Genomic DNA, 18,156 nt, shown 5'->3' on the forward strand with positions numbered 1-18,156 from the left:
AGCGTAAGCCTGCCTGGCTCGGCAGTGCTTCGACCGGCGCCGCGCGCCGACGCCAGCAGTCCGATGCGCCTCACCCCGGCGCGTGCGGGCCTCGGCCTGCTGGTCCTGGCCGCCCATCTGGGCGGCTTCGCAGCGCTCGCCCAACTCGCGCGACAGACGGAGAGGCCGCCCCAGGTGGTGCCGATCCAGGTCGCATTGGTACAGGCACCGGAGCCGCAGCTCGCGGCAGGCGCGCCGGAAACCCCCGCCCCCCTGCCGGCGGCGCAGCCGCCCGAACCGCCGAAGCCTGCGCCGCCGAAGCCCGCGCCGCCGAAGCCTGCGCCGCCGAAGCCCGCCCCGCCGAAGCCCGCGCCGCCGAAGCCCGCGCCGCCGAAGCCCGCGCCGCCCAAACCGGCGCCCGCCGATCCCGCGCCGCCCGCTCCAGCCGTCCAGCCCGCGCCGGCGAGTCCCGTGGGCGAGGCGCCAGTCGCACCCGCGTCGAGCACCGGTGCGCCCCCGCCCCCCACCCCGGACCGGGTGGGCGCCTCCGCCGCGGCCGGGCCCACGGTCACCGCCGCCCGCTTCGATGCAGCCTACCTCAGGAACCCCGCGCCGGCTTATCCTCCGCTGTCCCGCCGCCTGCGCGAGGAAGGCAAGGTCCTGCTCAAGGTGCGGGTGTCCGCCGACGGCAGCGCACGCACGGTCGAGGTGGACCAGAGCTCCGGCAGCGAGCGCCTGGACCGTGCCGCACGCGAGGCGGTCGCACGCTGGCGCTTCGTCCCCGCCCGCCGCGGCGAGCAGCCGGTCGAGGCCACCGTGCTCGTGCCGATCATCTTCAAACTCCAGGGAAACTGAACATGAATTCCATCCAGGCCTTCGGCCTCGCCCACCTGTGGGCCCAATCGGATTTCGTCATCCGCGCGGTCGCCGCGCTCCTGCTGCTGATGTCGGTCACCAGCTGGTACCTGATCCTGCTGCGCGGGTTGCGCCAGCTGAAGGCGCGCCGCTTCGATCTGGCGGTGGAGGCGTTCTGGGCCGCGCCCAGCCTCGACCACGGCCTGCGCCGCCTGCATGAGCAGGCGCCCGATTCGCCCTTCGAGGCGCTTGCACGCCAGGGCGCGGCCGCCGCCGAACATGTGCGCCGCCACGAACACCAGGAAACCCTCGGTGGCCGGCTCGACGCTGACGAGGTGCTGACCCGCGCGCTGCGCAAGTCGATCGCCCTGTCGACCGCCCAGCTCGAGGCGGGCATGACGATGCTCGCCTCGATCGGCTCTACCGCCCCCTTCGTCGGCCTGTTCGGCACGGTGTGGGGCATCTATCACGCCCTGGTGAACATCAGCGCCTCCGGCATGGCGACCCTCGACAAGGTGGCAGGCCCGGTGGGAGAGGCGCTGATCATGACCGCCTTCGGCCTATTCGTCGCCATCCCGGCGGTGCTCGCCTACAACGCGGTCACCCGCGCCAACCGGGTCGAACTCTCCGAACTCGACGCCTTCGCCCACGACCTGCACGCCTGGTTCTCGACCGGCGCCCGCATCGTACCGGCGCCCGCCGTCCAGCCTGCGAACCAGGCACCGTCCGCCAAGCCCGGCCTCGCCGGCAGGGGAGCGGCGTAATGGCATTCGGCGGCTTCAGCCAGGGCGACAACCGCCCGCCGCAGAGCGACATCAACATGGTGCCGCTGATCGACGTAATGCTCGTGCTGCTGATCGTGTTCATGATCACCGCGCCGCTGCTGACCCATTCGGTGAAAATCGACCTTCCGCAAGCAAGCAGCGAGCCGACCACGGAGAAGCCCGAGACGGTCACCCTCGCGCTCGATGGCAGCGGACGACTGTTCTGGAACGACCAGCCGCTCGAGGACGCGGCCCTGCCCGAGCGGCTGGCGCGCGCCGCCGAGGCCACGCCGCAGCCGGAACTCCATCTGCGCGCCGACCGCGACACCCGTTACCAGAAGCTGGCCGAGGTGATGGCGCTCGCGCGCGAGGCCGGGATCGAGAAGATGGGCTTCATCACCGTGCCCCAGGCTTCGCCCGCCGCGCGGTAAGCCGAGCACACCGCAGCGCGCCGGGACGTCAGCGCCGGCGCACGCGGACGATCACCTCGACACCGGCGAGCTCGAAGCCGGGCGGCAGCTGGGCGGGGTCGATCGCCGGCCACGGCCCGGCGGGCAGATCGCGCACCTCGCCGCTGTCGATGTCGATCAGATGATGGTGAGGATGCAGGCCGGAGTCGTACACGACTCGGTCGCGGTCCACCGCGAGTTCGCGCAGCAGCCCCTTCGCGCAGAACAGGGCGAGAGTGTTATAGACGGTGGCGCGGGAAATCTCGGGCGCGCGCACGCGCGCCGCGTTCAGCACCTGCTCGGCCGTCATGTGTACCGGCCGGGCAAGGAGTGCGCGCGCGATCTCGCGGCGCTGCCGGGTGGGTGAAATGCCCGCGCCGCGCAGGCGTTCCGTCAGCGGGTTCATGGAGTCAGGCGCGCGTGGCGTGGGCGAGCATGGCGCCGGGCGCGAATGCGCCCGGCCAGGACGACAGCCCATCAGTCGAAGGGCTTCGGACGCGGCGTCGCATCCGCCGACGGCGGCAGGATGGGCAGCCGGAAGAGCGGCTGATCACCGGTCAGCGTCTTCAGGAAGGCGACGATCCTTGCGTTCTCGTCGTCGGTGAACTTCCTGCCGAGCTGCAGGCGGCCCATGATGTCGACCGCCTCGGTGAGGGTGTTCGCCGCGCCGTCGTGGAAGTAGGGATAGGTCAGTTCCACGTTGCGCAGGGTCGGCACCTTGAAGTTGAAGCGATCGGCGTCGTTGCCGGTGACCGCGGCACGGCCCTCCACGCCCTCGTTGCCCTTGTAGGGCTCGACGACGCCCATCTTCTGGAAGGAGTTGCCGCCGGCGGCCTCGCCGTTGTGGCAGGCGACGCAGCCGCTGTCACGGAACAGCTCGTAGCCGGCGAGCTCGGTCGGGCTCAGCGCGTCGCCCTTGCCGAGCAACCACTGGTCGAAGCGCGAGTTCGGCGTCACCAGGGTCTTCTCGAACTCGGCGATCGCCTCCGTGACCTGATCGATGTCGATCTTGTCCTTGTCGAATACCTGACGGAATTCGCGCACGTAGGCTGGAATCGACTCGATCACCCCCACCGCCAGGGTGTGGGTGAAGCCCATCTCGGCCGGGTTCGCGATCGGGCCGCCGGCCTGCTCCTTGAGGTCGGCCGCGCGACCGTCCCAGAACTGGGCGACGTTGAGGCTCGAGTTGAGCACGGTCGGCGAGTTGATCGAGCCTTGCTGCCATCTGTCACCGATCGAGGTCGGAAGGTTGTCGCTGCCGCCCATCGACAGATTGTGGCAGGAGTTGCAGGAGATGAAACCGGAGTTCGACAGGCGCGGGTCGAAGTAGAGCTTCTTGCCCAGCTCGGCCTTGCCGATGTTGATGTTCTGCGGCGGACGGATCGGGGTGATCGGCTCGTCACGCACGCCAGCCGCCCAGGCCGACCCGGCGACCGCGAGTCCGACCGCAATACCCAGCAGCTTCATCTTCATGGTGGCGTTCTCCTTGCTCGAAATGCGCCCGGAATGGGCAGATTGGACCGTGTCTAAATGTTTCACGAAAGGATAGCCCGCCCGCGACGGCGCGTTTCTTGATCCAGATCATCAAATGCGCCTTTCGGGCCCGACCCGCGGAGCTCGCGCCGACGCTGCAAATCGATACACAGGCCGCCGGAGCGAACATTTACAGTGCATCCATTGTCTGTCCTCCCGCCAATCCCCTCACCACGACCCGACAACATGAAGCCAGCATCGCCTCCCCGCCCCGCCCCAAGATGGAAACGCCCCCTCCTCGGCCTCGCTGCCCTGTGCGTGCTCGCCGCCCTCGTCTGGACCGGCTGGCGCGCCATGCAGCAGCGCGAGGACGGCCTCGCCGCCTACCAGCTCGCCACCGTCGCCCGCGGCGACATCGAGGACGTCGTCACCGCGACCGGCACCCTGCAGCCACGCAACTACGTCGATGTCGGCGCCCAAGTGTCCGGTCAGCTCGAGAGAATCCATGTCGAGGTCGGCAGCGAGGTCGAGCAGGGCCAGCTGCTGGCCGAGATCGATCCCACCGTCTATCGCGCCCGGGTGGACGCATCGCGCGCGCAGCTGCGCAACCTGCGCGCCCAGCTCAAGGACCGCGAGGCCCAGCTCGCCCTCGCCCGCATCCAGTTCCGCCGCCAGACCGCGCTGATGGCCGAGGACGCCACCACCAGGGAAAGCGTGCAGAGCGCCGAAGCGACGCAGAAGTCGGCCGCGGCCCAGCTCGAGGCGCTGCGCGCCCAGATCGAGCAGATCGAATCCACCCTGCGTGCCGACGAGGCCAACCTCGAGTACGCCGACATCCTGTCGCCGATGAGCGGCACGGTGGTGTCGATCACCGCCCGCCAGGGCCAGACGCTCAACACCAACCAGCAGGCACCGGTGATCCTGCGCGTGGCCGATCTCAGCACGATGACGGTGCAGACCGAGGTCTCGGAAGCCGACGTCGGCCGCCTGCGGCTCGGCATGGAAGCCTACTTCACCACCCTCGGTGGGGGCAGCGAGCGCTGGCGCGGCAAGCTCGAGAAGATCGAGCCCACGCCGACGGTGACCAACAACGTCGTGCTCTACAACGCGCTGTTCGACGTCCCCAACCCGGACGGCCGACTGATGACGCAGATGACCGCCCAGGTCTTCTTCGTCGTCGCCCAGGCCGAGAACGCGCTGGTGGTGCCGATGGCGGCGCTCGCGCAGGGCGCGCCGCGCGCCCGCGGCGCGCAGGCCGCGGCACGGGCGGTGTCGGCGACGCCCGCCGACGAGTCCCGTCCCGCCGTCCGCCGCGGCACGGTCAGGGTGGTCGGCGCCAGGGGCGCGCTCGAGGAGCGCGCGGTCGAGATCGGCGTCGCCAACCGGGTGCAGGCGGAAATCCGCTCGGGGCTTGCCGAAGGCGATCAGGTCGTCGCCGGCCTGGCGCGCGCCGCCAACGGCGCCGGTGGCGCGGCTGGCAGGACGCCCCGCCTGTGAAGGCCGAACGCCTCCCGCTGCCCGCCGCGACGTCAGCCGCCGCCCGCCAGCCGCTGATCGAACTCGCCGGCATCACCCGCACCTTCGTCAATGGCGAGGTCGAGACGCGCGTCCTGCACGGCATCGACCTCACCATCTACGCGGGCGAGTTCGTCGCCATCATGGGCGCCTCGGGCTCGGGCAAGTCGACCCTGATGAACATCATCGGCTGCCTCGACCGCGCCAGCAGCGGCAGCTACCGCTTCATGGGCGAGGACGTCGCCGGCTTCGACCGGGATGAGCTCGCTCGCCTGCGCCGCGAGGCCTTCGGCTTCGTGTTCCAGAGCTACAACCTGATCGGCGGCGCGACCGCGCGCGAGAACGTCGAGGTGCCGGCGATCTACTCGGGCATGCCGCGCGAGGAGCGCCACGCGCGCGCCGAAGCCCTGCTCACGACGCTCGGCCTCGGCGAGCGCACCCACCACCGCCCCAACCAGCTCTCCGGCGGACAGCAGCAGCGGGTGTCGATCGCGCGCGCGCTGATGAACGGCGGGCGCATCATCCTCGCCGACGAACCCACCGGCGCGCTCGACAGCCGCAGCGGCGAGGAGGTCATGAAGCTGCTGCGCCGGCTCTCGGAAGACGGCCACACGGTGATCCTGATCACCCACGAGCGCGAGGTCGCCGAGATGGCGCACCGGCTGATCGAGATCCGCGACGGCCGCGTCGTCGGCGACCCCGGCCCGCAGCCGCCGGTCAATCCGGAGCCCGATTTCAGCCCCCATGTCGATCGCACCTCACCGATGTCGGACCTGACGGAGGCCACCCGCACCGCGCTGCGCGCAATACGCGCCAACCTGTTCCGCTCGATCCTGACCCTGCTCGGCATCGTCATCGGCGTCGCCTCGGTAATCGCGATGCTGGCGATCGGCGACGGCGCCAAGCAGAAGGTGATCGACCAGATCAGCGCGATGGGCACCAACCTGCTCACGGTCCGCCCCGGTGCGCCCAACACCCGCGGCCGCGACGCCCCCGCGACCCTGGTGATCGAGGACGTGCGCGCAATCGCCGAGTTGCCCAACGTGCTCGCCTCGGTGCCCGAGCAGGGCGGCACGATCACCGTGCGTTTCGGCAACACCGACCACCGCACCAGCGTCAACGGCACCTCCGCCGACTATGTGCTCGCGCGCAGCTGGGAGGTCGCCAGCGGCACCTTCTTCTCCGTCGAGGACGAGGCGCGCTACGCCACGGTGGCGGTGCTCGGCCAGACCGTAGCCGACGCGCTCTTCCCCACCGGCGACGCCGTGGGCCAGTTCATCCTGGTCAACAACATCCCCTTCCAGGTCACCGGCACGATGACGCCCAAGGGCGCCACGCCCTGGGGCCAGGACCAGGACGACATCGTCTTCGTCCCCTACACCACCGGCAGCCTGCGCATCACCGGCCAGCGCTTCCTGCGCAACGCCACCGTCGCGGTCGATGACGTCGGCGCGATCGACGACACCCAGGCCGCGGTGCAGAGCCTGCTGCTTGCACGCCACGGCGTCGAGGACTTCCAGATCCGCAACATGGCCTCGGTGCTCGACACCGTCTCCGAAACCCAGAACACGCTCACCGTGCTGCTCGGCACGGTAGCGGCGATCTCGCTGCTGGTGGGCGGCATCGGCGTCATGAACATCATGCTGGTGTCGGTCACCGAACGCACCCGCGAGATCGGCATCCGCATGGCGACCGGCGCACGCACCCGCAACATCCTCCAGCAGTTCCTGATCGAGGCCCTGGTGGTATCGGCGGTCGGCGGCCTCATCGGCGTCGCCGCCGGCTTGGGCAGCGCCGCGCTGATCGCCTGGTTCGGCACCGCGATCGAGTACTCGGTCGCGCCGGTGCTGCTCGCCTTCGGCTGCGCCTTCGCCACCGGCCTCGTGTTCGGCTACCTGCCCGCGCGCAAGGCCGCCCGCCTCGACCCGGTGACCGCCCTCGCTTCGGAGTGAATCCATGACCCCGTCTCGCACGCGCCCCTCGCTCTCCGCCCCGATTTCAGGCCTGTTCGCCGCGCTGCTGCTCGCCGGCTGCGCGATCGGCGAACCGGTGCGGAAACCCGCGCTCGACCTGCCGGTGAACTGGCATGAGACCGCCGCCACCGACGCCCCGGCCGCGGACATCGACCCCGCGTGGTGGCAGTCCTTCGCCTCGCCGCGGCTGGACGCGCTGATCCGCGAGGCGGTCGCCGCCAGCCCCGACCTGCGCAGCCAGGCCGAACGCGTGGTGCAGGCCGAACTGGCGCTGCGCAGCGTAGGCGCCTCGCTCTTCCCCACCCTCGAGCTCGGCGGCAGCAGCGCCAGCCGGCGTGTGGACGGCGACGGCTCGGAGTCGACCGCGCTCAACCTGTCGGCCGGCTACGAGCTCGACCTGTGGGGCCGCATCGCAGCCACGGTCGACAGCGCCGAGGCCAGCCTCGCCGCCACCCGCTTCGACCACGACGCCGCCCGCCTCAGCCTGGCCGCCGGCGTCGCCACCAGCTGGTTCCAGATCCTCGCCCTGGAGGAGCGGCTGACGATCGCCCGCCGCAACCTCGAGATCGCCGAGCGCGTGCTTCGCGTCGCCGAAGCCCGTTACCGGCACGGCGCCGCCTCGGCGCTCGACGTCAGCCGCCAGCGGACCGAGGTGCTCGCCCAGCGCGCCGCGATCGAGCCGCTCGAGGTCCAGGAGCGGCAGACGCGCTCGGCGCTCGCGATCCTGCTCGGCCGCGCGCCGCAGACGCTGGCCGCAGCCGACGAGCGGCTCGTCGAACTGGCCGTGCCCGCGGTCTCCCCCGGCCTGCCCTCGCAGCTCCTGCTGCGCCGGCCGGACATCGCCGCCAGCGAGGCCGGGCTCGCCGCCGCCGCCGCCGACGTGGCCGCGGCGCGCGCCGCACTGCTGCCGTCGCTGAACCTGTCGGCCACCGGCGGGGTCGCGAGCGGCGCCCTGCTCTCGCTCGCCGACCCCACCGAAAGCCTGTCGCTGTCCGCCGCGCTGCTGCAGCGCATCTTCGACGGCGGCCGCCTGCGCTCCCAGGTCGCGATCGAGCGTTCGCGTCAGCGCGCGCTGCTCGAAGACCATCGACGCATCGTTCTCGCCGCCCTCAAGGAGGTGGAGGACGCCCTCGGCAACACCTCGCGCGACGCCAACCGCGAGGCGGCCCAGCACGCGATCATCGCCGAGGCCGAGCGCAGCCTGCGCCTCGCCGAGCTGCGCTACCGCGAAGGGGCCGACGATCTGCTCGCGGTGCTCGACGCCCAGCGCACCCTGTTCTCCGCCGAGGAACAACTCGCCCTGCTGCGCCTGGCGCGGCTGACCGACGCGGTCGACCTGTACAAGGCACTCGGCGGCGGATGGACGCCGGCCGAGGCCGGCGTCCCGCCCTCGAGCTGAGGCTTGGTGGCCACGCTCGCTCGCGCGGCGTGGCATGAATGCAAGATTGCGAATGCGAACTGTTCGCAGTTGCATTGACATTCATCAAATCCTCTGTGACAATCCCGTCCGTCTGCAGATGCAGATCGCGTGGCACCGCGCCCACCTGAAGGCGCGTCGGCGCGCGACCCGCGCTCGCAACACCCACCCAGCCAGCCACTCCGCCGCGTGCGGATCAGCCAGCCAAGCCAGCCCTGCTTGACCCGGAGATCCGCACGCGCGCCCGCCCTCGCGGCGAGCGTGGAACGCCGCCGCGAAGCTCCGGGCCGGGGCCGGCCACACCCTTCGTGACCGCCAACCCGTGCTCAGGAAAACAATCAGATGTCGCTGAACAAGCCCAACGTGAAGCAGCCCGCCACGCTCCGCCGCCGCCCCGCCCTCACCCGCACCGGCCTCGCGCTCGGCCTGTCCACCGCCATGCTGGCCCCCGCCGGTGCGCTCGGCGCCGAGGAGCAGACCGAGATGACGGCGGTCGAGGTGGTCGACACGGTGATCGACCCCAACCCCAACGCCGAACCCGGCGTGCCCTACAAGGCCAGGACCTCGGGCGACAAGCGGCACGTCAAGCCGCTCGCCGAGACGCCGCAGACCATCCAGGTAATCACCGCCAAGCAGCTCGAGGACAGCGGCCGCAGCGACCTGCGCGATATCCTGCAGGCGCAGCCGGGCATCACCCTGGGCACCGGCGAGAACGGCAACGCCTTCGGCGACCGCTACGTCATCCGCGGCCAGGAGGCACGCAGCGACGTCTTCGTCGATGGCCTGCGCGACCCCGGCATGACGGTGCGCGAGAGCTTCGCCACCGAGCAGGTGGAGATCACCAAGGGCCCGAGCTCGACCTTCGCCGGCCGCGGCGCCACCGGCGGCGCGGTCAACTCGGTGACCAAGCAGGCCACCACCGACCTCGACTTCGCCAGGCTCTCGGCCGGCTTCGGCAGCGATGACTACCGCCGCTACACCTTCGACGGCAACCGTGTCCTCACCGACACCCTGGCTGTGCGGGTCAACCTGCTCGACGCCTACCAGGAAGTGCCCGATCGCGGCCCCGCCGATCGCGACCGCGAGGGCGCGGCGGTGTCCCTGCTGTGGAAGCCGACCGACAAGCTCGACGTCACCGCCGACTACTACTTCGCCCAGGCGGAGGACAAGCCGGACATGGGCGCCTACATCGACCGCAGCACCGGCAGGGTCGTCAAGGACGTACCGGTCTATCTGCAGGCCGAGGACTTCCTCGAGTCGAAGATCGACACCTGGACGCTACGCCTCGGCTACCAGTTCAGTGCCGACCTCCGCCTCGAGAACCTGACCCGCTACGGCACCACCGAGAACGGCTACCTGACCACCGGCTACCGCGGCACTTCGCTCAGCACCCATCAGGGCTGGCAGGATGTCGACTACTTCGCCAACGCGCTGAACCTCTACCTCGACAAGCGGATCGCCGGCATGAAGCACCAGTTCGTGTTCGGCCTCGAGTATTCCGACCACAGCGTGAAGAACGGCGTCTACGACTACCGGGCGAACTCGCCCACCAACTGCGTGGCGAACGGCCGCGGCGGTCCGCAGCCGGGCCACTGCCCGATCGTCGACGGCCGTCAGGTCGTGCCGGACATCGGCCGCATGATGAACCGCAGCTTCAGCAAGGGCGACTGGGACACCGACTGGAAGGTGAAGACGGTGTCGCTGTCGGCGATGGACACGGTCGACCTGAACGACGAGTGGAGCGTTTTCGGCGGCCTGCGCTACGACCGCTTCGAGTACGACAACACGGTCATCGACCGCAGCGCCGGCGCGCTCGACTACGCGCTCGAGGACGGCCTGTGGAACGGCCACGCCGGGATCAGCTACACGTTCCGCCCCGACGCCAACGTCTACTTCAACTACAGCACCGCGAGCGACTTCAACGGCGGCGAGTCCGACGTCGGTGCCAGCTGCGGCTACGGCGGCATCTGCGTGCCGAGCGGCACCACCGCCGAGGAGCGGCTGCGCATGTTCGCCAACAGCAAGCCGGAGAAGTCGCAGAACTTCGAGCTCGGCACCAAGTGGAACCTGATGGACGGCCGCCTGCTCGCCAGCGGCGCGGTGTTCCGCACCGTCAAGACCGACGTCATGGAGAACGCCACCGACGACGCCTACTCGAGCATCGGCAGCATCAACACCGGCGAATACCGGGTCGAAGGCGCCGAGCTCGGCCTGAGCGGCAAGCTCACCGACAAGCTGATGGTGCAGGCCGGCGTGGCGGTGATGAACTCCGAGATCCGCGAGTCGCAGGATCCCGACAACGTCGGCAAGGGCCTGAGCAACTTCCCCGAGAAGACCGCCTCGCTGCTGCTGAGCTACGAGCTCACGCCGAAATTCACCTTCGGCGGCGGCCTCACCCACTCGAGCGAGAAGTACTCGGGCGAGCCGGAGTCGGCCGCGGCGACCGACCTCAAGGTGCCCGCCTACACCGTCTATGACCTGTTCGCGAGCTATCGCGTCAGCAAGGACCTGACCGCGCGCCTGAACATCGGCAACCTCACCGACGAGGACTACTACACCGCGGCCTACCGCTCGGGCGCCTTCGCCTACATCGGCGACGCCCGCAACGTGCGCCTGACCCTCGACTACAACTTCTGAGCCCGACCTCGCGGGAGGGCGCCGGACGCGCATGTCCGGCGCCCTCCCCGCTTCGATTCTCATGACGCCAATAGAACCGCCGTCTTCGCCGCTCGATCGCATCCCGCCCGACATCCTGTGCGCGCAGGACTACGAGGCCCTCGCGCCCCGTTTCATCGCGCCCGGGGCACACGCCTACATCGCCGGCGGCAGCGGTGACGAGGCCACGCTGCGCGCCAACCTCAGCGCCTTCGCCTCCGTCCGCATCCTGCCCCGCCTGCTGCGCGACGTAACCGCCGGCCACACCCGGGTCGAGCTCTTCGGCCGCAGCCTGCGCCACCCGATCCTGCTCGCGCCGCTCGCCTTCCAGACCCTGGCCCATCCGCACGGCGAGCTCGACACCGCGCGCGCCGCGCAGGCCACCGACACCTGCCTGGTGGCGAGCACGCTGTCCGCCTTTGCGCTGGAAGAGATCGCGCGCCACAACCGCGGCGAGAACTGGTTCCAGCTCTACTTCCAGCCGCTGCGCGCAGCCACCCTCGACCTCGTGCGCCGGGCGGAAGCCGCGGGGTATGCGGCGCTCGTCGTCACCCTCGACGCCGCGGTACAGAGCCCGAGCCGGCGCGCCCTGCGCGCGGGCTTCCGCCTGCCGCCCGACCTCGCACCGGCCAATCTCCGCGCCCACCCCCGCCCCGGCCAGGTCAGCCTCGCGCCGGAGCAGAGCCGGATCTTCCAGGGCCTGATGCGCGAGGCGCCGACCCGGGCAGACCTCGACTGGCTGCTCGCGCAGACCCGGCTGCCGGTGCTGGTGAAGGGCGTGCTGCGCGCCGACGACGCGGGTGCGCTCAAGGCGCGCGGCGTGGCCGGCCTGATCGTGTCCAACCACGGCGGCCGCGGCCTCGACGGCGTCCCCGCCAGCCTGGCCGCGCTGCCGCACATCCGCGGCGCGGTCGGCGCCGATTACCCGTTGCTGCTCGACAGCGGCATCCGCTCCGGCACCGACGTGTTCCGCGCGCTCGCGCTCGGCGCCGACGCCGTTCTGGTCGGCCGTCTGCAGGCCTATGCGCTGGCGGTGGCCGGCGCACTCGGCGTCGCCCACATGCTCAAGCTGCTGCGCGAGGAGCTGGAGCTGTGCATGGCGCTGGCCGGCTGCGCCACCCTCGCCGACATCGACGCCGACGCCGTCGCCTTTCCCGCCTCCCTGGAGTCGCCATGCTGATCTCGATTCAGAACGTCCTCAGCGGGGACGAAGTTCGCCAGTTCCGCCGACACCTCGACCACGCGGAATGGGAAGACGGGCGGACGACCGCCGGCACGCTGGCCGCCGGCATCAAGCGCAATCTGCAGCTGGCCGACGGGTCCGAAGTCGGCGTGAGCCTTGGTCACCACATTCTGCGAACGCTCGGCAGCCACCCTGAGTTCATCTCCGCCGCCCTGCCCCAGCGCATCTACCCACCCAAGTTCAACTGCTACCGCGGCGGCGGCAGCTATGGCGCTCACGTCGATAGCGCGCTGATGGCGGTGCCGGGCACCGACATCACCCTCCGCACCGACGTCTCGGCGACGCTCTTCCTTGCCGAGCCCGAGGAGTACGATGGCGGCGAGCTGCAGATCGAAGGCCCGTTCGGCGTGCAGTCGGTGAAGCTCGCGGCGGGCGACATGGTGCTCTACCCTTCGACCAGCCTGCACCGGGTCACGCCGGTCACCCGCGGCGCCCGCATCGCCAGCTTCTTCTGGATCCAGAGCCTGGTGCAGGACGATGGCGCCCGCACCCTGCTCTACGACCTCGATCAGTCGATCCAGGGGCTGAGCGCGGCGGGACGCGCGGACGACCCCGACCTGCTGCGCCTGACCGGCGTGTATCACAACCTGCTGCGCCGCTGGACCCGACCGTAGCGCCCCTCGCTGCGGGCCGGACACGAGCACGAGACTTGAGATGGATCAGGAATCCCTTTAATGCGATCCATTATCATTCCCGACAAGACCGACCTCACCCGCATCCGAAACCATGGCCCACGCTGCCCCGCTCGCCCCCGCCCCCGTCCCATTGTGCACGCTGGCCCTGGTCGGTCACCCCAACGTCGGCAAGTCGGTGCTCTTCCACCGCCTCACCGGCACCTATGTGACCGTGTCGAACTATCCCGGCACCACGGTGGAGGTGGCGCGCGCCGCGCCGCGCTTCGATCGCGAGGCCTCGCTGCTCGACACCCCGGGCGTACTCGCCCTGCCGTCGCGCAGCGACGACGAGCGCGCCACCGTGCGTGCGCTGCTCGAAGAGGACATGCGGCTGATCATCCAGGTCGGTGACGCCAAGAACCTGCGCCGCACCCTCAATCTGAGCGCGCTGCTGGCCGAGCTTGGGGTGCCGATGGTGATGGCGCTCAACATGTGCGACGAGGCGAAGGCGCGCGGCGTCAGCGTGGACGGCACGCGCCTCGCCGAAGCGCTCGGCGTGCCGGTAGTGGAGACGGTCGCCACCGGCGGCGAGGGCGTCGGCGCGCTCACCGACGCGCTCGCCCGCGCCGCCCTGCCTGCACCGCTGCTGCAGTACGACCCGGTCCTCGAGCGCGCGATCGCGCGCGTCGCCACCGCGATCGCCACCCACTGCCCGCATCCGCGCCTGGCCGCTCGCGGGCTGGCGATCCTGCTGATCGGACGCGACCCCGAGGTCGAGGCCTGGCTCGCGCGTCAGGCCGGCGGCGACGCGGTGCGCGAGGCGCTGGTCGAGCTCACCGCCGCGGTCGGCCGCGACTCGGTACCGGCCCGGCTCGCGCGCGAGCGCAGCGGCGCCGCCGAGGCGCTCGCGCGCACCGTCAGCCACCAGGCGGAGCTGCACGACCGCACCCTGTCCCAGTTCGCCGCCCGCCTCGCGGTTCATCCGCTGTGGGGCTGGCCGATGCTGCTCGGCGTGCTCTACCTCGTCTATCTCTTCGTCGGCGACTTCGGCGCCGGCGTGCTGGTCGGCCTGCTCGAGGAAGACCTGTTCGGCGCTGTGCTCAACCCGGCGGTCAGCGGCTTCGTAAACACCCACGTCTCGCCACCCTGGCTCGCCGACCTGCTGGTGGGCGAATACGGCCTGTGGACGATGGGCATGACCTACGCCCTGGCATTGATCCTGCCGATCGTCACCACCTTCTTCATCGCCTTCGGCGTGCTCGAGGATTCGGGCTACTTCGCCCGCCTGTCGGTGATCGCCAACCGCCTGTTCGCGGCAATCGGTCTCAACGGCCGCGCGGTGCTGCCGATGGTGCTCGGCCTCGGCTGCGTCACCATGGCGACGCTCACCACCCGCATCCTGCACACCCCGCGCGAGCGCCTGATCACCACCTTCCTGATGGCGCTGGCGATTCCCTGCTCGGCCCAGCTCGGGGTCGTGCTCGGCATGCTCGGCGGCATCTCCTTCGCTGCCACCCTGATCTGGGTGGTGAGCATGGTCGGCGTGCTGCTCGCCACCGGCTGGCTCGCGAGCAAGGTGGTCCCCGGCCGGCGGGTCCCGCTGGTCACCGAGCTGCCGCCGATGCGCCGACCGGTGCTCGGCAACGTGCTGAAGAAGACCGGCGGCCGGCTGAAGTGGTACCTGATCGAGGTGATCCCGATCTTTCTCGTCGGCACCCTGCTCATGTTCGTGATGGACCGCACCGGCGTGCTGCCCTGGATCATCGAGGCCGGCAAGCCGCTGGTGTCGGGCTGGCTCGGCCTGCCGCCGGAGGCGAGCGCCGCCTTCGTGATGGGCTTCCTGCGCCGCGACTTCGGCGCCAGCGGGCTGTTCGCGCTGCAGGACCAGCTCGACATGATCCAGGCGGTGGTCGGCATGGTCACGCTGACCCTGTTCATTCCGTGTATCGCCAGCCTGATGATGATCGTCAAGGAGCAGGGCCTGCGCACCGCCGCCGCCATGGTGGCGCTGATCGTGCCCACCGCCTTCCTCGTCGGCGGCCTGCTCAACCACCTGCTGCGCCTGTTCGCCTGAGGTCCCCGATGAACGCCGCGCCCCATCCGCATGAACGCATCCGCCTCACCGGCACCCCGGTCGGGCGCATGGTGCACATCGCCGAATTCGGCGACGAGATCGACCCGCTGCAGCGCGAGCAGCTGCACGCCTACGGCCTGTCGGCGCCGCACCCGGTGAAGGTCCTGCAGCAGCAGCCGATGACGGTGATCCTGTGCGACCACGTGGAGCTCGCGCTCGAACACGAGGTCGCCCGCCACATCTGGGTCGTAGCCGGCTGAGGCGGGATCAGCCCCAGCTCACCGTGGTCGCGAGCAGGTAGCCGGCGCCGTACACCGTCTTGATGAACTTGCCGTTGCACTCGCCGTGCTCGAAGCGCCGGCGCAGGCGGGAGACGCGCAGATCGATGCTGCGGTCGAGCGCGCTGACGTCCATGCCGTTGAGCAGTTGCTCGCGCGAAAGGATCTGGTTGGGCCGCTCGAGCAGCGCGGTGAGCAGCCGCGCCTCGGCCACGCCGAGCGTGTCCTCGCTGCCGTCGGGGGCGATCAGGCGGTGGGTGGCGAGCTCGAAGCGCCAGCCCGCGAAGCTCGCCACCCGCGGCGCCCCGCTGTCCGGGCCCGGCGGCGGCGGCTGGTAGCGGCGCAGGATGCTGCGCATGCGCGCGATCAATTCGCGCGGCTCGAAGGGCTTGAGCAGGTAGTCGTCGGCGCCGAGCTCCAGCCCCAGGACGCGGTCGTGGGTGTCGGTGCGCCCGCTGACGATGAGCAGGCCGAAGCGGTGGCGTGCGCGCACCTGCTGCAGCAGCTCGATACCATCCATGTCGGGCAGGCCGAGGTCGAGGATCGCGAGGTCGGGCGGCTGCAGCCGCAGCTGGCGCAGGAATTCGCCGCCGCTCGAGAAAACCGCCTGCCGGTAGCCGAAGCGTTCCAGGGTCGCCGCGATCAGCCGCGCCATGCCCGGATCGTCCTCGACCACATGAATCAGTTCAGCGGGCCTGTCCCCCATCCATCCCCCTCGTTCGCCATTCGCCCAGCGCCGCCGTCAGCACCTCGACCAGGCGGTCGTGGCCGAAGGGCTTGTCGAGCACCGGCACCGACGCATCCTCCCGGCCGCCAGCCGCCTCCTCGGCATAGCCGGTCATCAGCACCAGCGGCAGCTCGGGCCGGAAGCGGCGGACGAAGCGTGCCAGCGCGCGCCCGTCCATGCCGCCGGGCATGACGATGTCGGACAGCACCAGTGCGATCTGGGGGATATTCTCGACCATGTCGGCCGCCTCGTGGCCACTTTCCGCCTCGAGCACCGCACAACCCAGCGCTGCGAGCTGCTTTCGCACCACGTCGCGGACCTTGTCGTCGTCCTCCACCAGCAGCACCAGCCGCCCGGCCAGCGCCTGGCCGGCAGCGCCTGCGCCGACCGGCTCGCCCGCCCCCTCGTCCGCCCGCGCCGGCGCGCTCAGGCGGGGCAGCAGCATCGCCACCGTGGTGCCCACGGCCTGCCGGCTCCGGATGCGAACCCCGCCGCCGCTCTGCTTGAGGAAGCCGTACACCATGGCGAGGCCGAGGCCGCTGCCGCGGCCGAACTTCTTGGTGGTGAAGAAAGGTTCGAACACCCTCGCCAGGGTGGCGGAATCCATGCCGGCACCGTTGTCGCACACCGCGATCTGCACATAGTCGCCGGCGGCGAGGTCGAGCTCGGCCGCACTCGCCGCGCCGAGGTGCTCGAGCGAGCACTCGATGCGCAGCTCGCCGCCATTGGGCATCGCATCACGCGCGTTGAACACCAGGTTCAGCAGCGCATTCTCGAGCTGGTGCGGGTCGGTCAGGGCAAGCAGGTCGGGCGCACGCGAGGCGGTGGCGATCGCGATCGCCGCCGGGATCGAGCGCCGGATCATGCGCGCCATGCCGAGCACGAGCTCGTTGACCTCCACCGGGCGGGGCGCGATCGGCTGCTGGCGCGCGAAGGCGAGCAGGCGCCGGATCAGTTCGGTGCCGCCGGTGGCGGCGTCGAGCGCGGGACGGACGAACTCGTCGACCGCCGGATGGGCGCCGAGCGTTTCCTGCAGGCCCTCGAGGTTGCCGATTACCACCGCGAGCATGTTGTTGAAGTCGTGCGCGAGGCCGCCGGCGAGCTGGCCGATCGCCTCCATCTTCTGCGCCTGGGCGAGCGCTCGGTAGGCGCGCCGCTGCTCGGTGATGTCGACCGCATGGACGAAGCAGCCCTGCACCCGGCCGTCGGCATCGAGGTCGGGAACCAGGGTGCTGCGCGCATGTACGACGGCGCCGTCGGGCGTCTCCACCGCGTACTCGTAGCTGACCTCCTCCCCCGCCAGGGCACGCCGCACGTGCGGCTCCACCTCGGCGAACAGCTTCTCGCCGATCACCTCGCGGATCGCACGGCCCGCCATCGCGGCGCTCGTGGTGTCGAACCATTCCGCATAGCGTCGGTTGCCGTAGCGGAACACCCAGTCGCCGTCGAAATAAGCGATGCGCGCCGGCAGGGCGTCGGTGATCTGGCGCAGCCGCGCCTCGCTGTGGCGCAGCGCGGCGGTCATCTCGACGTACTCCGCGCAGTCGCCCGCCGCCGCCCGCTCGCGGCCTTCGCTGTCCATGCCGGACGAATCCAGCGTTCCCGCCATCGGCTTCCGCTCCCTCCTGCGCCCGGCAACGGCCGGGTTCGCGGCGAACAATTCTAGAGGTCCGTGCCGGCGACGTGAGCGCCCGACAAGATTCAGTACATTCCGACGAAATTCCAGACAAGCTTTTTTGCGAACCTTGCCGGGTTGGCAAGGCGGGCGGGCACGAAGGCGTGCGCCGGCCGCGCCCCGTCGATCACAGAGATTTCCACCAGGAGTTGCACGGATGACGACCACAATCTACGAACAAGGCCTCGGCAAGAACGCCGCCAACTACGTGCCGCTGTCGCCGCTGAGCTTCATCGAGCGCACCGCGATGGTGTACCCGACGCGCACCAGCGTGATCCACGGCGTGCGCCGCTTCACCTGGAGCGAGACCTACGACCGCTGCCGCCGTCTCGCGAGCGCGCTCGTCGCGCAAGGCATCGAGCGCGGCGACACCGTGGCGGTGATGCTGCCCAACGTTCCGGCGATGGTCGAGGCCCACTTCGGCGTGCCGATGACCGGCGCGGTGCTGAACACGCTCAACACCCG

General features: G+C 70.6%; 16 protein-coding genes. 12 read left to right on the forward strand and 4 right to left on the reverse strand.

Translation table 11 applies throughout. The annotated features are described in order from the left end of the window. Positions 1-63: 63 nt before the first annotated feature. Genes BB334_RS02710 through BB334_RS02720 form a run of 3 tightly spaced genes read left to right on the forward strand, consistent with a single transcriptional unit; the run spans position 64 to position 2,029 of the window. Positions 64-834 (forward strand): energy transducer TonB, encoded by a 771-nt coding sequence (locus BB334_RS02710; protein ID WP_068804044.1) that lies wholly within the window; start codon positions 64-66, stop codon positions 832-834. Between the two features lie 2 nt (positions 835-836). Continuing rightward, positions 837-1,598, forward strand: a complete 762-nt coding sequence (locus BB334_RS02715) for a MotA/TolQ/ExbB proton channel family protein (protein ID WP_068804046.1) — start codon at positions 837-839, stop codon at positions 1,596-1,598. Beyond that, positions 1,598-2,029: an ExbD/TolR family protein gene (locus BB334_RS02720; protein ID WP_068804048.1), complete on the forward strand. Its 432-nt coding sequence runs from the start codon at positions 1,598-1,600 to the stop codon at positions 2,027-2,029. The genes BB334_RS02715 and BB334_RS02720 overlap by 1 nt, the downstream gene beginning before the upstream one ends. Positions 2,030-2,057: 28 nt before the next feature. Here BB334_RS02720 and BB334_RS02725 read toward each other — a convergent pair whose 3' ends face one another. Together BB334_RS02725 and BB334_RS02730 are read right to left on the reverse strand one after the other, a co-directional pair. Beyond that, positions 2,058-2,453, reverse strand: a complete 396-nt coding sequence (locus tag BB334_RS02725; RefSeq protein ID WP_068804050.1) for a Fur family transcriptional regulator — start codon at positions 2,451-2,453, stop codon at positions 2,058-2,060. 71 nt (positions 2,454-2,524) lie between these two features. Continuing rightward, the gene (locus BB334_RS02730) at positions 2,525-3,520 is read right to left on the reverse strand and encodes a cytochrome-c peroxidase (RefSeq protein ID WP_068804052.1); all 996 of its coding nucleotides are present in this window, start codon (positions 3,518-3,520) and stop codon (positions 2,525-2,527) included. 246 nt (positions 3,521-3,766) lie between these two features. On the opposite strand from BB334_RS02730, the gene BB334_RS02735 reads away from it, so the two are divergent. The 8 genes from BB334_RS02735 to BB334_RS02770 all read left to right on the forward strand — a co-directional run bounded on the left by BB334_RS02735 (position 3,767) and on the right by BB334_RS02770 (position 15,271). Then, complete coding sequence (locus BB334_RS02735) at positions 3,767-5,017, forward strand: efflux RND transporter periplasmic adaptor subunit (protein ID WP_068804054.1); 1,251 nt, start codon at positions 3,767-3,769, stop codon at positions 5,015-5,017. After that, a complete protein-coding gene (locus BB334_RS02740) occupies positions 5,014-6,987 on the forward strand; it encodes a MacB family efflux pump subunit (protein WP_068804056.1) in 1,974 nt (657 codons plus the stop codon). Before BB334_RS02735 ends, BB334_RS02740 begins: the two co-directional genes overlap by 4 nt. Positions 6,988-6,991: 4 nt before the next feature. Next, positions 6,992-8,407 (forward strand): efflux transporter outer membrane subunit, encoded by a 1,416-nt coding sequence (locus tag BB334_RS02745; protein WP_068804058.1) that lies wholly within the window; start codon positions 6,992-6,994, stop codon positions 8,405-8,407. Positions 8,408-8,767: 360 nt separating this feature from the next. Further along, complete coding sequence (locus BB334_RS02750; RefSeq protein WP_068804060.1) at positions 8,768-11,062, forward strand: TonB-dependent receptor; 2,295 nt, start codon at positions 8,768-8,770, stop codon at positions 11,060-11,062. Between the two features lie 61 nt (positions 11,063-11,123). Next, positions 11,124-12,260, forward strand: coding sequence for an alpha-hydroxy acid oxidase (locus BB334_RS02755; RefSeq protein WP_068804068.1), 1,137 nt, complete (start codon positions 11,124-11,126; stop codon positions 12,258-12,260). Continuing rightward, positions 12,254-12,937: a Fe2+-dependent dioxygenase gene (locus BB334_RS02760; protein WP_068804070.1), complete on the forward strand. Its 684-nt coding sequence runs from the start codon at positions 12,254-12,256 to the stop codon at positions 12,935-12,937. The genes BB334_RS02755 and BB334_RS02760 overlap by 7 nt, the downstream gene beginning before the upstream one ends. A 112-nt stretch (positions 12,938-13,049) precedes the next feature. Further along, positions 13,050-15,011 (forward strand): ferrous iron transport protein B, encoded by a 1,962-nt coding sequence (gene feoB / locus BB334_RS02765; RefSeq protein WP_068804071.1) that lies wholly within the window; start codon positions 13,050-13,052, stop codon positions 15,009-15,011. An 8-nt stretch (positions 15,012-15,019) separates the two neighbouring features. Beyond that, a complete protein-coding gene (locus BB334_RS02770; RefSeq protein ID WP_068804073.1) occupies positions 15,020-15,271 on the forward strand; it encodes a ferrous iron transport protein A in 252 nt (83 codons plus the stop codon). Positions 15,272-15,278: 7 nt separating this feature from the next. On the opposite strand, the gene BB334_RS02775 is transcribed toward BB334_RS02770, so the two are convergent. Both BB334_RS02775 and BB334_RS02780 read right to left on the reverse strand, forming a co-directional pair. Further along, positions 15,279-15,995 carry a response regulator transcription factor gene (locus BB334_RS02775; RefSeq protein ID WP_068804075.1) on the reverse strand — a complete coding sequence of 239 codons (717 nt, stop codon included), beginning with the start codon at positions 15,993-15,995 and terminating at the stop codon, positions 15,279-15,281. Continuing rightward, complete coding sequence (locus BB334_RS02780; RefSeq protein WP_232756630.1) at positions 15,976-17,625, reverse strand: PAS domain-containing sensor histidine kinase; 1,650 nt, start codon at positions 17,623-17,625, stop codon at positions 15,976-15,978. The genes BB334_RS02775 and BB334_RS02780 overlap by 20 nt, the downstream gene beginning before the upstream one ends. Before the next feature lie 223 nt (positions 17,626-17,848). Between BB334_RS02780 and BB334_RS17920 the strand changes: the two genes are divergently transcribed. Continuing rightward, positions 17,849-18,156: AMP-binding protein (locus BB334_RS17920; RefSeq protein ID WP_158014344.1), on the forward strand; the 308-nt coding region annotated here is incomplete at its 3' end.

The organism is Thauera phenolivorans, from assembly GCF_001696715.1.
Lineage (GTDB): Bacteria > Pseudomonadota > Gammaproteobacteria > Burkholderiales > Rhodocyclaceae > Thauera > Thauera phenolivorans.

Bases quoted from the DNA above. Each gene is read 5' to 3' on its own strand.
- BB334_RS02710 (WP_068804044.1), top strand. From the start codon at position 64: ATGCGCCTCACCCCGGCGCGTGCGGGCCTCGGCCTGCTGGTCCTGGCC.
- BB334_RS02715 (WP_068804046.1), top strand. From the start codon at position 837: ATGAATTCCATCCAGGCCTTCGGCCTCGCCCACCTGTGGGCCCAATCG.
- BB334_RS02720 (WP_068804048.1), top strand. From the start codon at position 1,598: ATGGCATTCGGCGGCTTCAGCCAGGGCGACAACCGCCCGCCGCAGAGC.
- BB334_RS02725 (WP_068804050.1), bottom strand. From the start codon at position 2,453: ATGAACCCGCTGACGGAACGCCTGCGCGGCGCGGGCATTTCACCCACC.
- BB334_RS02730 (WP_068804052.1), bottom strand. From the start codon at position 3,520: ATGAAGATGAAGCTGCTGGGTATTGCGGTCGGACTCGCGGTCGCCGGG.
- BB334_RS02735 (WP_068804054.1), top strand. From the start codon at position 3,767: ATGAAGCCAGCATCGCCTCCCCGCCCCGCCCCAAGATGGAAACGCCCC.
- BB334_RS02745 (WP_068804058.1), top strand. From the start codon at position 6,992: ATGACCCCGTCTCGCACGCGCCCCTCGCTCTCCGCCCCGATTTCAGGC.
- BB334_RS02750 (WP_068804060.1), top strand. From the start codon at position 8,768: ATGTCGCTGAACAAGCCCAACGTGAAGCAGCCCGCCACGCTCCGCCGC.
- BB334_RS02755 (WP_068804068.1), top strand. From the start codon at position 11,124: ATGACGCCAATAGAACCGCCGTCTTCGCCGCTCGATCGCATCCCGCCC.
- BB334_RS02760 (WP_068804070.1), top strand. From the start codon at position 12,254: ATGCTGATCTCGATTCAGAACGTCCTCAGCGGGGACGAAGTTCGCCAG.
- feoB (WP_068804071.1), top strand. From the start codon at position 13,050: ATGGCCCACGCTGCCCCGCTCGCCCCCGCCCCCGTCCCATTGTGCACG.
- BB334_RS02770 (WP_068804073.1), top strand. From the start codon at position 15,020: ATGAACGCCGCGCCCCATCCGCATGAACGCATCCGCCTCACCGGCACC.
- BB334_RS02775 (WP_068804075.1), bottom strand. From the start codon at position 15,995: ATGGGGGACAGGCCCGCTGAACTGATTCATGTGGTCGAGGACGATCCG.
- BB334_RS02780 (WP_232756630.1), bottom strand. From the start codon at position 17,625: ATGGCGGGAACGCTGGATTCGTCCGGCATGGACAGCGAAGGCCGCGAG.